At 61.4% G+C, this 12,881-nt stretch carries 13 protein-coding genes and 1 riboswitch; of the genes, 11 read left to right on the top strand and 2 right to left on the bottom strand.

Annotated elements, in window-relative coordinates; genetic code table 11:
* The first annotated feature begins 21 nt into the window (after positions 1–21).
* The 5 genes from AC1ROI_RS23950 to AC1ROI_RS23930 all read left to right on the top strand — a co-directional run bounded on the left by AC1ROI_RS23950 (position 22) and on the right by AC1ROI_RS23930 (position 4,302).
* The gene (locus AC1ROI_RS23950; protein ID WP_010456806.1) at positions 22–1,095 is read left to right on the top strand and encodes an AI-2E family transporter; all 1,074 of its coding nucleotides are present in this window, start codon (positions 22–24) and stop codon (positions 1,093–1,095) included.
* 230 nt (positions 1,096–1,325) lie between these two features.
* Positions 1,326–2,030 (top strand): DnaA regulatory inactivator Hda, encoded by a 705-nt coding sequence (hda, locus tag AC1ROI_RS23945; RefSeq protein WP_010456804.1) that lies wholly within the window; start codon positions 1,326–1,328, stop codon positions 2,028–2,030.
* A gap of 213 nt (positions 2,031–2,243) precedes the next feature.
* The gene (locus AC1ROI_RS23940) at positions 2,244–2,870 is read left to right on the top strand and encodes a C40 family peptidase (protein WP_010456802.1); all 627 of its coding nucleotides are present in this window, start codon (positions 2,244–2,246) and stop codon (positions 2,868–2,870) included.
* Between the two features lie 219 nt (positions 2,871–3,089).
* On the top strand, positions 3,090–3,626 hold the full coding sequence (locus AC1ROI_RS23935) for a C40 family peptidase (RefSeq protein WP_010456801.1): 537 nt from the start codon (positions 3,090–3,092) through the stop codon (positions 3,624–3,626).
* A gap of 22 nt (positions 3,627–3,648) precedes the next feature.
* Complete coding sequence (locus AC1ROI_RS23930) at positions 3,649–4,302, top strand: O-methyltransferase (protein WP_077749784.1); 654 nt, start codon at positions 3,649–3,651, stop codon at positions 4,300–4,302.
* A gap of 102 nt (positions 4,303–4,404) precedes the next feature.
* On the opposite strand, the gene AC1ROI_RS23925 is transcribed toward AC1ROI_RS23930, so the two are convergent.
* Positions 4,405–5,718, bottom strand: coding sequence for a PQQ-dependent sugar dehydrogenase (locus tag AC1ROI_RS23925; RefSeq protein ID WP_102595118.1), 1,314 nt, complete (start codon positions 5,716–5,718; stop codon positions 4,405–4,407).
* A 67-nt stretch (positions 5,719–5,785) separates the two neighbouring features.
* Complete coding sequence (locus AC1ROI_RS23920; RefSeq protein ID WP_077749786.1) at positions 5,786–6,370, bottom strand: hypothetical protein; 585 nt, start codon at positions 6,368–6,370, stop codon at positions 5,786–5,788.
* A gap of 155 nt (positions 6,371–6,525) precedes the next feature.
* Positions 6,526–6,758, top strand: a riboswitch (cobalamin riboswitch).
* A gap of 80 nt (positions 6,759–6,838) precedes the next feature.
* Here AC1ROI_RS23920 and cobO point away from each other — a divergent pair.
* Genes cobO through AC1ROI_RS23890 form a run of 6 tightly spaced genes read left to right on the top strand, consistent with a single transcriptional unit; the run spans position 6,839 to position 12,843 of the window.
* Positions 6,839–7,450, top strand: coding sequence for a cob(I)yrinic acid a,c-diamide adenosyltransferase (gene cobO, locus AC1ROI_RS23915; protein WP_010456792.1), 612 nt, complete (start codon positions 6,839–6,841; stop codon positions 7,448–7,450).
* Between the two features lie 10 nt (positions 7,451–7,460).
* Entirely contained in the window at positions 7,461–8,858 is a 1,398-nt protein-coding gene (locus AC1ROI_RS23910; protein WP_102595117.1) for a cobyrinic acid a,c-diamide synthase CobB, read from the top strand.
* Positions 8,855–9,505: a 5,6-dimethylbenzimidazole synthase gene (gene bluB / locus AC1ROI_RS23905; RefSeq protein WP_102595116.1), complete on the top strand. Its 651-nt coding sequence runs from the start codon at positions 8,855–8,857 to the stop codon at positions 9,503–9,505. Before AC1ROI_RS23910 ends, bluB begins: the two co-directional genes overlap by 4 nt.
* Positions 9,502–10,410: an adenosylcobinamide-phosphate synthase CbiB gene (gene cbiB / locus AC1ROI_RS23900; protein WP_102595115.1), complete on the top strand. Its 909-nt coding sequence runs from the start codon at positions 9,502–9,504 to the stop codon at positions 10,408–10,410. The genes bluB and cbiB overlap by 4 nt, the downstream gene beginning before the upstream one ends.
* Positions 10,403–11,395 (top strand): threonine-phosphate decarboxylase CobD, encoded by a 993-nt coding sequence (gene cobD / locus AC1ROI_RS23895; RefSeq protein ID WP_010456784.1) that lies wholly within the window; start codon positions 10,403–10,405, stop codon positions 11,393–11,395. The genes cbiB and cobD overlap by 8 nt, the downstream gene beginning before the upstream one ends.
* On the top strand, positions 11,392–12,843 hold the full coding sequence (locus tag AC1ROI_RS23890) for a cobyric acid synthase (RefSeq protein WP_102595114.1): 1,452 nt from the start codon (positions 11,392–11,394) through the stop codon (positions 12,841–12,843). The genes cobD and AC1ROI_RS23890 overlap by 4 nt, the downstream gene beginning before the upstream one ends.
* The last annotated feature ends 38 nt before the right edge of the window (positions 12,844–12,881 follow it).

The raw sequence follows: 12,881 nt of genomic DNA, 5'->3' as shown, positions 1-12,881 counted from the left end.
TAGATGCATATGGAGTGGTACATGGCGGATACGCGGCGTTGGTTCTGGTTGGGTGGGGTGGTTCTGCTCTGCGTGTTTGTCTGGTTGTTGCATCCGATCCTGACGCCCTTTCTGGTCGCGTTGCTGCTGGCCTATCTGTTCGATCCGCTGGTGGATCGGCTGGAAAAGGCCGGTCTGTCACGCACCTGGGGCGTGGTGGCGGTGTTTGCGCTGATCACCTTGATCTTCACCACATTGCTGCTGGTGCTGGTGCCGATGCTCGCCAAGCAGTTATTTCGCTTGTATGAACTGGCGCCGCAGATGCTCGACTGGCTGCAGCACACTGCACTGCCGTGGGCGCAATCAAAATTCGGACTGTCGGATAACTTCTGGAAGTTCGACAAGCTCAAGGCCGCGATCAGCGAACACATGGGCCAGACCACCGACATCGTCGGGGTGGTGCTGAGTCAGGCGACGGCGTCCGGGCTGGCGTTGATCGGCTGGCTGGCGAATCTGGTGCTGATCCCTGTCGTGAGTTTCTACCTGCTGCGGGACTGGGACCTGATGATGGCCAAGATCCGCAGCCTGCTTCCTCGTGATCGTGAAGAACGCGTGGTGACCCTGGCGGGCGAATGCCATGAAGTGTTGGGGGCATTTGTGCGCGGGCAGTTGCTGGTGATGCTGGCGCTGGGCGTGATCTACGCTGCGGGCTTGATGCTGGTGGGGCTGGAGCTGGGGTTGTTGATCGGTCTGATCGCAGGCCTGGCGGCCATTGTGCCGTACATGGGGTTTGTCATCGGGATCGGCGCGGCGTTGATCGCCGGCCTGTTCCAGTTCGGTGGCGATCTGTATCCCATGATCGGCATCGTTGCGGTGTTCATGGTCGGGCAGGCACTGGAAGGCATGGTGCTGACGCCGTTGCTGGTGGGCGATCGTATCGGTCTGCACCCGGTGGCGGTGATCTTCGCGATTCTGGCGGGGGGCGAACTGTTCGGCTTTACCGGCGTGTTACTGGCGCTGCCGGTGGCGGCGGTGATCATGGTGCTGGTGCGCCATGTGCATGATTTGTATAAGGATTCTGATATCTACAGTGGTGTCGACGAACCGGAGCTGTAAGAGTCGTTGAAGTCCTGTGGCGGGCGGCCTGGTTCCATGCCGGGTCGGCCCGTATCCCTCGCGCGGCTGTCACATGCGCCGCCAAAGAAACTGTCATGAAACCAGGGCGTTAACGCAAACCTTTGATTTTGCTTGTGGTCTGTCGCATTGTGCGACCCGCCTCACGGGTATAAACTTCGCAAACTTTACACAGAGGCCACTAACGGTTCCTTTGGAACTGTTCAGTCAGCATGAAACCGATTCAGCTGCCCCTAGGTGTGCGTCTGCGTGATGACGCTACCTTTATCAATTACTACCCAGGCGCCAATGCCGCTGCACTCGGCTATGTCGAGCGGCTATGCGAAGCCGACGCCGGCTGGACAGAAAGCCTGATTTATCTCTGGGGCAAGGACGGGGTAGGGCGCACGCACTTGTTGCAGGCCGCCTGCCTGCGCTTCGAACAACTGGGGGAGCCGGCGGTGTATCTGCCGCTGGCCGAGCTGCTGGACCGCGGCATCTCGATCCTCGACAACCTCGAACAATACGAACTGGTCTGCCTGGATGATTTGCAGGCCGTGGCCGGCCGGGCGGATTGGGAAGAGGCGTTGTTCCATCTGTTCAATCGTCTGCGCGACAGCGGTCGGCGTCTGTTGATTGCTGCATCAACCTCGCCGCGCGAACTGCCGGTGAAACTGGCTGACCTGAAATCGCGCCTGACCCTGGCACTGATCTTCCAGATGCGTCCGCTCTCTGACGAAGACAAGTTGCGCGCCTTGCAACTGCGTGCATCCCGTCGCGGCCTGCACCTGACCGATGAAGTCGGGCATTTTATTTTGACTCGTGGTACCCGCAGCATGAGCGCGCTTTTCGAGCTGCTTGAGCGTCTCGATCAGGCCTCCCTTCAAGCTCAGCGCAAGCTGACGATTCCGTTCCTGAAAGAAACCCTAGGCTGGTAAACCTAAGCTTGGCGGGGGTTTTTGGCATATTTCAGGCGCCAGAAAATCCGCTTTCCTGCAGGGTGCAGGCTGCGCGAGTGTCTAAATGGGGCTTAAGCGCTTAGATGTAATCGCGAAACCGGGAAGTCACATAAAGTTCGATTGAATTTGCAAATGAGGATGATAGCGGGCATAGTCTCGGCTTCTTTACAACTATCAGCCACGGTCGTGCCCATGCTAAAGCGCTTCGCACCCCTCGTGCCTCTCGCACTCGTCACCCTGTTGTTCGGTTGCGCTGCCCACTCCCCAGTGACTCAGCAAGAGCAACAACAGCAGGTCAAGAATTCAGTTACTGCGCAGTCTTCTTCCGTTCTTTTCCAGGAAGAGCTAGCCACCGATAAAGAACTGGCAAACTTCGCCGATGGCAAGTCGTACCAGCTTCCGGTTCTGGCTGACAGCATCCTCGAGCGTGGCATGTCCCTGATCGGTACCCGTTACCGTTTCGGCGGCACCTCCGAGGCTGGCTTCGATTGCAGCGGTTTCATCGGTTATCTGTTTCGTGAAGAAGCCGGCATGAACCTGCCGCGCTCCACTCGCGAAATGATCAACGTCGACGCTCCGCTGGTAGCTCGCAGCGCGCTGAAGCCGGGTGATCTGCTGTTCTTCGCCACCAATGGTCGTCGTGGTCGTGTCAGTCACGCCGGGATCTACCTGGGTGACAACCAGTTCATCCACTCCAGCAGCCGCAAAAGCGGTGGTGTCCGGGTCGATAGCCTGGGCGACAGCTACTGGAGCAAGACCTTCATCGAAGCCAAACGCGCCCTCGCGATGGCTCCGACCGTGGTCACTGCACGCAAATAAGGCTTAACCTGTCGCCACGTGGGTGGCGACAACTACCTCTTCGCAACGAAGTAGGCGGACACTTTGTAAGGCGAACTTAAAGTCTTACTTGAAGTTTGGCCCATAGCCGCTAGAATCCAGATCTATTATTGATGGCAAACCGCCTGCGTCCTGCGCAGGCGGTTTTCTTTTCTGCCTTCCCGGCAGAAAAAGCCGCAGCCAGATCAGGATGTTCTGCTTATGACGATGTCGGCCCGCCTCGCAATCATGTTCTTCGCAGCGCTGCTCAGCGCCTGCGCCAGTCGCACACCGCCGCCTGCGCCGGTGGTTCGTGCACCCATTGTTTTCGGTAACCCACAACCCTTTTCCCCCGAGGCAGAAGACGTGCTGTTCCGCGCGCTGGGCCTGGTGGGCACGCCGTATCGTTGGGGGGGCAACACGCCGGATTCGGGTTTCGATTGCAGCGGCCTGATCGGTTACGTCTACCATGACGTCACCGGTATTTCCCTGCCGCGTACCACCCGCGAAATGATCAGCATGCAGGCGGCCAACGTCGGCAAGGAAGGCCTGCAAACCGGTGACTTGATCTTCTTCGCCACCAATGGCGGATCCCAGGTCAGTCATGCCGGTATCTACGTCGGTGAAGGTCGCTTCGTTCATGCGCCGGCCACTGGCGGCACGGTGAAGCTCGACAGCCTGTCCAAGGCTTACTGGCAGAAGGCTTATCTGAGCGCCAAGCGCGTTCTGCAGCCTGAACACCTGGCGCGTAATCCGTAGCGTCCTGTCCGAAGAGGTTGTCATGACCGCTCGCACTCTCAATCTCGACGATGCCCTGTATCAATACCTGCTCGACGTTTCCCTGAGGGAAACGCCGCTGCTCAAGCGCTTGCGCGACGAGACCCAGGCGATGCCAATGGCGCGCTGGCAGGTAGCGCCGGAGCAGGGGCAGTTCCTCGCGTTATTGGTCAAACTCATTGGTGCCAAGCGCTTGCTGGAAGTCGGTACGTTTACCGGTTACAGCGCCCTGTGCATGGCCGCTGCATTGCCGCAGGGCGGTTCGCTGATTTGCTGCGACATTCCCGGCGACTACAACGCTATCGCACGCCGTTATTGGCAGGAAGCGGGGCTGGCCGAGCGAATTGACCTGCGGCTGGCCCCTGCACTGGAAACGCTCGCCATGCTGGATCAGCCGGAGGCGTTCGACCTGATCTTCATTGATGCCGACAAGTCCAACTATCCGAACTATCTGGAGCATGCACTGCGTCTGCTGCGCGTCGGCGGGCTGGCGGTGTTCGATAACACGCTGTGGAGTGGGCGGGTGCTTGAGGAGAATCCCGAGAGTGCAGACACCCGAGCCATCCAGGCGCTCAATCGCGCCTTGAAGAATGACGTGCGTGTGGATCTGTCGTTGTTGCCGTTGGGTGATGGGCTCACGCTCTGTCGAAAACGCTGACCCTTGTAGGAGCGAGGCTTGCCCGCGAAGGCGTCGGCACATCCAACATTGATGTTGCCTGTCCTACAGCCTTCGCGGGCAAGCCTCGCCCCTGCAGGGCGGCTATTTAGCGGCCGAAACGCGCCACACCTTGTTCCCCACATCATCGGCCACCAGCAAACCGCCCTGCTGATCAATCACCACGCCTACGGGCCGACCCATGGCTTTTTCATCTTCGTTGAGGAAGCCTGTCAGTACATCAACCGGTTGGCCGGTCGGCTTGCCACCCGCGAACGGGACGAAAATCACTTTATAGCCACTGTGCGGCTTGCGATTCCAGGAGCCGTGCTGGCCGATGAAGGCGCCTTCCTTGAATTGCGCGGGAAGTGTGTTGCCCTCGGCAAACGACAGGCCCAGCGATGCGGTATGTGGGCCGACCGCATAATCCGGAGCAATGGCCTTGGCCACCAGATCTGGGTTTTGCGGCTCGACGCGGATATCGACGTGCTGGCCGTAGTAGCTGAAGGGCCAGCCGTAGAACCCGCCGTCTTTCACTGACGTGATGTAGTCCGGCACCAGGTCGCTGCCGATTTCGTCGCGCTCATTGACCGCCGTCCACAGGGCGCCGGTCTGAGGTTCCCAGGCCAGGCCGTTCGGATTACGAATCCCCGAGGCGAAGATCCGGTGATTGCCGGTGGCGCGATCCACTTCCCAGATCGCCGCACGACCTTCCTCCTGATCCAGGCCGTTTTCGCCGACGTTGCTGTTGGAGCCGACGGTGACGTACAGCTTGCTCCCATCCTTGCTGGCGATGACGTTTTTGGTCCAGTGGTGATTCAACGTGCCGCCCGGCAGATCGACCACCTTGATCGGCTGCGACTTGATTGCGGTGTCGCCATTTTCATAATGAAAGCGCAGCAAGCGGTCGGTATCGGCGACATACAGGTCATTGCCGACCAGGGTCATGCCGAAGGGCGAATTGAGGTTTTCCAGGAACACCGTGCGGGTTTCGGCGATGCCGTCGTGGTCCTTGTCCCGCAGCAGCGTGATGCGGTTGGGGCTAGGGACGCCGGCACCGGCACGGCCCATGACTTTGCCCATCACCCAGCCGCGAATGCCTTTGCCGTCATCGGGTTTGGGAGGGGCATTGGTTTCCGCCACCAATACATCGCCGTTGGGCAGCACGTAGAGCCAGCGCGGGTGATCGAGCCCTTCGGCAAATGCCGCTACCTGAGTGCCTGCCGCAGCGGTGGGTTTTGCACCCTCCGGCCAGCCGATCGCCGGGGCGATATTCACCGTCGGGATCAGGGTCTTGTTCGGCTCGGGCAGCTTGGGTGACGGGCCGGTGCCGTCGGAGACTTGCAGGCTGGAGGTTTCACCACAGGCGGCGAGCCCTCCGGCGAGCGCGATGACGAGAACGAGCTGAGTCTTGCGCATGCTGGACTTCCCTATGAATGCATTGACTTAGTCATAGAGAAGCTTAGACGCGCGATGGTTCAACCGGTCAGCCGCGGGCTTCCTTGAGCAGCACGGCGATGCCGGGGTGATAGTGACCGGCTTCGTTGCGCAACTTGCGATAGGCGTACGGGAAATACCAGGCCACGGCGCAGCTGTGTTCCTTTTGCAGGTCGTCGACCATGTCCTGGAGTTCTTCCGGGGTCGCGCTCTGTTGGGCCTTTTGTGGCGCAACGAACAGGCAGCCGAGTTTCAGGTCGCTGGCGTAGCTGATGCGTTTGGCGTCGCTGGTGATGTCCTGCAGCGCCTGGCTCAGGTTCAGGCTGTTGACCTTCGGCCAGCGTTGAGTGGCCTGAAGGTAGGCGCGTTCTTCGGCGGTGGCGATAAACAGGTCGGCGCGGCTGTTGCGTTCGCCTTCTTCGTTCTGTTTACGGGTCGGCGTTTGTTGCAGCGTGACCATTTCCGCCATCCAGGCCGCGGCGCAGAGCAGGCCAAGGTTGGCTTTCTCGTCGTACCAATAAGGCGTGTCGTTATCGCCGCGCACGGCGTTAAAGCGGTCGATACAGTCAAACCAGCGTTCCAGCACCGGTCGCAGGAATTCCAGCTTCGGATTACTGATGATCATGCCTTGCATGTCGCTCACCCTTGTAATTGTGTTGTTGGGTTTATGGCGCTTTGATATCACTGCTGGCAGTATGGCGCAAGATTGACGTCAGGTTATTGATGGGCGGCAGTCTATCGAGAATCCGTGCCCTGTCTTCAATTGACGCTCCCCCCCCAACCCTCTAACCTTCGCGGCTTGTTTCAGGTGCTCTGTGGCGAAGCCGACAGAGTGAAACAGGGAAGCCGGTGAGTGACTCTCTTCAAGCGACGAAGAGTCATGATCCCGGCGCTGCCCCCGCAACGGTAAATGAGTAAAGACTGCGTCTTGAGCCACTGTGTCGACTGTCGATATGGGAAGGCGCGCAGTCCGGCGCAAGCCGCTCATGAGCCCGGAGACCGGCCTGATTCATCCAACGGCATCACGGTGGGCGATGCCAGGCTTGTTGCCGTCTATTCTTGTGCCTGCCCGCCGTTATCCAGCCTCAACGGAGAGCTCCCCATGACTGATTCCCCTGATCGTGACGAACGCCACCTGGCGCGCATGCAGCGCAAAAAAGCGGTGATCGACGAACGCATCGCCAACTCCCCGAACGAGTGCGGCCTGCTGCTGGTGCTGACCGGCAACGGCAAAGGCAAGAGCAGCTCGGCCTTCGGCATGCTCGCCCGGTCCATGGGCCACGGCATGCAGTGCGGCGTGGTGCAGTTCATCAAGGGCCGTAACAGCACCGGCGAAGAGCTGTTCTTCCGCCGCTTCCCGGAGCAGGTGCGTTTTCATGTGATGGGCGAGGGCTTCACTTGGGAAACCCAGGACCGCCAGCGTGACATCGCCGCCGCCGAGGCCGCATGGGCGGTGTCCCAGGAACTGCTGCGTGACCCGTCGATCGGTCTGGTGGTGCTGGATGAGTTGAACATCGCCCTCAAGCACGGCTACCTCGACCTCGATCAGGTACTCAGTGATTTGCAGGCGCGTCCGCCGATGCAACACGTGGTGGTCACCGGTCGCGGCGCCAAGCCAGAGATGATCGAACTGGCCGACACAGTCACCGAAATGGGCGTGATCAAGCACGCGTTCCAGGCCGGCATCAAAGCGCAAAAAGGCGTCGAGTTGTGAGCCGCACTTTATGAATAGTCATCGTCATTGCCCGGCGGTATTGATTGCCGCGCCGGCCTCCGGTCAGGGCAAGACCACCGTCACCGCCGCGCTGGCCCGTTTGCACCGCAATCAGGGGCGCAAGGTCCGCGTGTTCAAATGTGGCCCGGACTTTCTCGACCCGATGATTCTCGAACGCGCCAGCGGTGCGCCGGTGTATCAACTGGACATGTGGATGGTCGGCGAGCAGGAAAGTCGTCGTCTGTTATGGGAAGCGGCCGGGGAAGCCGACCTGATCCTGATAGAAGGCGTCATGGGCCTGTTCGACGGCACGCCGTCCAGCGCCGACCTGGCGCGGCACTTCGGTGTGCCGGTGCTCGGCGTGATCGACGGCACGGCCATGGCGCAGACCTTTGGTGCGCTGGCGTTGGGGCTGGCGAAGTATCAGCCGGACTTGCCGTTTGCCGGTGTACTGGCCAACCGCGTGGGCACGCTGCGTCATGCGCAATTGCTCGAAGGCAGCCTGACGGAAGGCTTGCGCTGGTACGGCGCCTTGTCGCGGGAAACCGCGATCGAATTGCCGAGTCGGCACCTCGGTCTGGTCCAGGCCAGCGAGTTGAATGATCTGGACCTGCGCCTCGATGCGGCGGCCGAATCGCTGGCCAGCAGTTGCGATGTGACGCTGCCGCCTGCCGTGGAGTTCGCCGGGCCCGACGTGATCGCCGCCGAGCCTTTGCTTAAAGGCATCCGAATTGCCGTGGCCCGTGATGAAGCGTTTGCCTTCACCTACGGCGCGAGCCTGGACTTGCTGCGCGCCATGGGCGCCGAGTTGCTGTTCTTCTCGCCGATCCGCGATGCTGATCTACCGGAAGCTGACAGCCTTTATCTGCCGGGCGGTTATCCGGAACTGCACCATGTGGCGCTGTCACAGAACACCTCGATGCTCGACGCGATCCGCGCCCATCATGCCGCCGGCAAACCGTTGCTGGCCGAGTGCGGCGGGATGTTGTACCTGCTCGATTCGTTGACTGATGTCGAGGGAGCTCGCGCCGAACTGGTGGGCTTGCTCAAAGGTGATGCGGTGATGCAAAAGCGTCTGGCCGCGCTGGCGTTGCAAGCGGTTGAGTTGCCGGAAGGTTCACTGCGTGGGCACACCTATCACCATTCGTTGACCAGCACCGAACTTGAGCCGATTGCCCGTGGACTCAGTCCGAACGGCGGGCGTGGGGCGGAGGCGGTTTACCGTGAGGGGCGGATGACCGCCTCTTATGTGCATTTTTATTTTCCGTCCAATCCCACCGCAGTCGCCGCGCTTTTTGCGCCTGACCTTGATGCCGCCTTCGCGAGCAGGCCGAATCGTCGCACCGTCGCTCCTACAATGGATCACCCAACCCCTGTAGGAGCGAGCCTGCTCGCGAAGAGGCCATGACCGACAACGCATTCTCCGAAGCCGAACGCGAAGCGGTCTACCGAGCCATCGCCGAACGTCGCGACATGCGCCACTTCAGTGGCGGCACCGTCGAGCCCGAGTTGTTGCGGCGTCTGCTCGAAGCCGCCCACCAGGCCCCGAGCGTCGGCCTGATGCAGCCCTGGCGCTTCATCCGCATCAGCGACCGGGCCCTGCGAGGCAACATCCAGCGACTGGTGGAAGAAGAACGCATCCGCACCGCCGAAGCCCTCGGCGAGCGCATTGACGAATTCATGAAGCTCAAGGTCGAAGGCATCAACGACTGCGCCGAGGTGTTGGTCGCCGCGCTCATGGACGATCGCGAGCGCCACATCTTCGGTCGTCGCACCTTGCCGGAAATGGACATGGCCTCGCTGTCCTGCGCGATCCAGAACCTCTGGCTGGCCTCCCGCGCCGAAGGTCTGGGCTTGGGCTGGGTGTCGCTGTTCGAACCGCAAGCGCTGGCGGACCTGCTGGGTTTGCCACCCGGGGCCAAGCCGTTGGCGGTTCTTTGCCTCGGCCCGGTCAAGGAATTCTATGCGGCGCCGATGCTGGTACTCGAAGGGTGGGCGCAGGCGCGTCCGCTCAGTGAGTTGCTGTATGAAAATTATTGGGGAGTGAGTCAATGAGTGTGGCGTTATTGAGTGTCGCCGCGGTTGCGCTGGACGCGCTGCTGGGTGAACCCAAACGCTGGCATCCGCTGGTGGCGTTCGGCCGTTTTGCCGACCGCATCGAGCAACGTTTCAACGGTGAGGGGCGTGGCTGGCGCAGCCATGGCGTCACCGCGTGGGTGATCGCGGTCGTGCCGCTGACCTTGCTTGCCACGGCTTTTTCCTGGGCACCGTATGTGGGCTGGATTGTCGAGATTCTCGCGCTCTATTGCGCCCTCGGCATGCGTAGCCTCGGTGAGCACGTCGAGCCGGTGGCCAAGGCTTTGCGCAGCGATGATCTGGACGAAGCCCGCAAGCGCGTGGGTTATTTGGTCAGCCGTCAGACCAGTGAACTGGATCAAACCGAAGTGGCCCGTGCCGCCACTGAATCTGTCCTGGAGAACGGCAGCGACGCGGTATTTGCTGCGCTGTTCTGGTTTGCCGTGGCCGGCGCGCCCGGCGTGGTGCTCTATCGCTTGAGTAACACCCTCGATGCCATGTGGGGTTACCGCAACGAACGCTTCGAACGTTTCGGTTGGGCGGCGGCGAAGATCGACGATGTCCTCAACTACCTGCCTGCACGCCTGGTGGCGTTGACCTACGCGCTGCTGGGCAAAACCCGGCTGGCCTTGAAATGCTGGCGCACCCAGGGCCCGACCTGGGACAGCCCCAACGCCGGGCCCGTCATGGCGGCCGGTGCCGGTGCGCTCGGCGTCGAGTTGGGCGGGGCGGCGATCTATCACGGTGAATTGCATCAGCGCTCGCAACTGGGCGAAGGCGTGCCGGCGGATGCCGATTCCATCGACCGTGGCTGGCAATTGGTTCAGCGCGGGGTATGGTTATGGCTGCTGATTCTCTGCGTGGGAGCTGAATTCTATGCTTGAGCACGGTGGTCGCTTGCGCAAGGCCGCGCTCGAATATGGCATTGCCGAAGCTGACTGGCTGGACCTGTCCAGCGGTCTCGCGCCGTGGCCATTCCCGATCCCGGACATTCCGTTGCGCGCCTGGGCGCGCTTGCCGGAAACCGATGATGGTCTGGAGCAGGCCGCTTGCGATTATTACGGCACCGGACAGGTGCTGCCGGTGGCCGGTTCGCAAATGGCCATCCAGTTACTGCCGCGTTTGCGTCGGGCCGGTAAGGTCGGCGTGCTGTCGCCGTGTTACGCCGAACACGCGCACGCATGGCGCAGCAATGGTTACATCGTGCGCGAGGTGCTGGAGCAGGAAGTCGACTTCTATATCGACAGCCTCGACGTGCTGGTGGTGGTCAACCCGAACAACCCGACAGGCTTGAGCCTGAGCCCGAGTCGCTTGCTCGACTGGCATGCCCGACTGGCCTCGCGCGGCGGCTGGCTGGTGGTGGACGAAGCGTTCATGGACAACACGCCGGCGTTGAGCCTCGCGCCGTTTGCCCATCAGGTCGGCCTGATCGTGCTACGTTCCTTCGGCAAGTTTTTTGGCTTGGCCGGTGTGCGGTTGGGCTTTGTGCTGGCTGAGCGCAAGCTGCTCAAACTGCTCGCAGAACAGGTGGGCCCGTGGGCGGTCAGCGGGCCGACACGCGTGTTGGGCCAAGCCTGTTTGCTGGACACCGAAGGCCATGCAAGGCAGCGCGCGCGCAGCGAAGAGGCCGGCAAACGCCTGGCACTTTTGCTTGGGCAGTATGGTTTGCAGCCGCAGGGTGGCTGCGCCTTGTTTCAATGGCTGATGACCGAGCATGCCGAAGCGCTTCACGAGTTCATGGCCAGGCGCGGCATCTTGCTGCGGCTGTTCGCCCACAACAGCAGCGTGCGTTTCGGCTTGCCGGCGGATGAAGCCGATTGGCTGCGTCTTGAGCAAGCGCTTCAAGCCTTCGTAAAGGAAGCCCAATGACAACATTGATGGTGCAGGGCACCACCTCCGACGCCGGTAAAAGCACGCTGGTGACGGCCTTGTGTCGCTGGGTCACGCGTCAGGGCGTGCGCGTCGTGCCGTTCAAACCGCAGAACATGGCCCTCAACAGTGCCGTGACCGCCGACGGCGGCGAGATCGGCCGCGCCCAGGCGGTGCAGGCCCAGGCGGCCAACCTGGAACCGCACACTGACATGAATCCGGTGCTGCTCAAGCCCAACAGCGACACAGGCGCCCAGGTCATCATCCATGGTCGCGCGGTCACGACCATGAACGCGGTCGCCTATCACGACTACAAAGCCATCGCCATGCAAGCCGTACTGGCTTCCCATGAACGATTGAGCGCGGCGTATCCGGTGGTCATGGTCGAAGGCGCGGGCTCGCCGGCCGAGATCAATCTGCGTGCCGGCGACATTGCCAACATGGGCTTTGCCGAAGCGGTGGATTGTCCGGTGGTGTTGATCGCCGACATCAATCGCGGCGGGGTGTTCGCGCATCTGGTGGGCACGCTGGAACTGCTGTCGCCGACCGAGCAGGCGCGGGTCAAAGGCTTCATCATCAACCGTTTTCGCGGTGACCTCGCCTTGCTGCAACCCGGCCTCGATTGGCTGGAAGCGCGCACCGGCAAACCGGTGATCGGCGTGCTGCCGTATGTGATGGATTTGCACCTGGAAGCCGAGGACGGCATCGATCAGCGCCAGGCCGTCAAGGCTGAACGCGTGCTCAAAGTGCTGGTGCCGGTGCTGCCGCGCATCAGCAACCACACCGATTTCGATCCGCTGCGCCTGCATCCGCAAGTCGACCTGCAATTCATCGGCCCCGGCCAGGCAATCCCGCCGGCTGATCTGATCATTCTTCCCGGCTCGAAAAGTGTGCGCAGTGATCTTGCGTACCTGCGGGCCAATGGCTGGGACACGGCCATCAGTCGTCATCTGCGTTATGGCGGAAAAGTGCTGGGGATTTGCGGCGGTCTGCAGATGCTCGGTGAGCAGGTGCACGATCCGCTGGGCCTCGAAGGCGCGCCGGGTTCCAGTGCTGGCCTGGGCTTGCTGGCGTTCGAAACACAGCTCGAAGAAGAGAAGCAATTGCGCAATGTGCGCGGTCGTCTGGCGCTGGAGGATGCGCAGGTCAGTGGCTATGAAATCCATGCCGGGGTGACCACCGGGCCAGCGCTGGAAAACGCTGCGGTGCAGCTGGACGATGGTCGCTGCGATGGCGCGCAAAGTGTTGACGGGCAGATTTTCGGCACCTACCTGCACGGCCTGTTTGAATCCCCGGCGGCGTGCAGTGCGCTGCTGCGCTGGGCGGGTTTGCAGGAGGTGCAGGACGTGGATTACCACGGGTTGCGCGAGCGGGATATCGAGCGGTTGGCGGATCTGGTGGAGAAGCATTTGGATACCGCGTTGTTGCGTGAGCTCTGCGGTTTTTGAGAGGACGCTTTCGCGGGTAAGCCTCGCTCCTACAAGGT

The organism is Pseudomonas sp. GW823-FHT02C02 (genome assembly GCF_058797635.1).
This window is presented reverse-complemented; position numbering and strand designations above follow the sequence as displayed.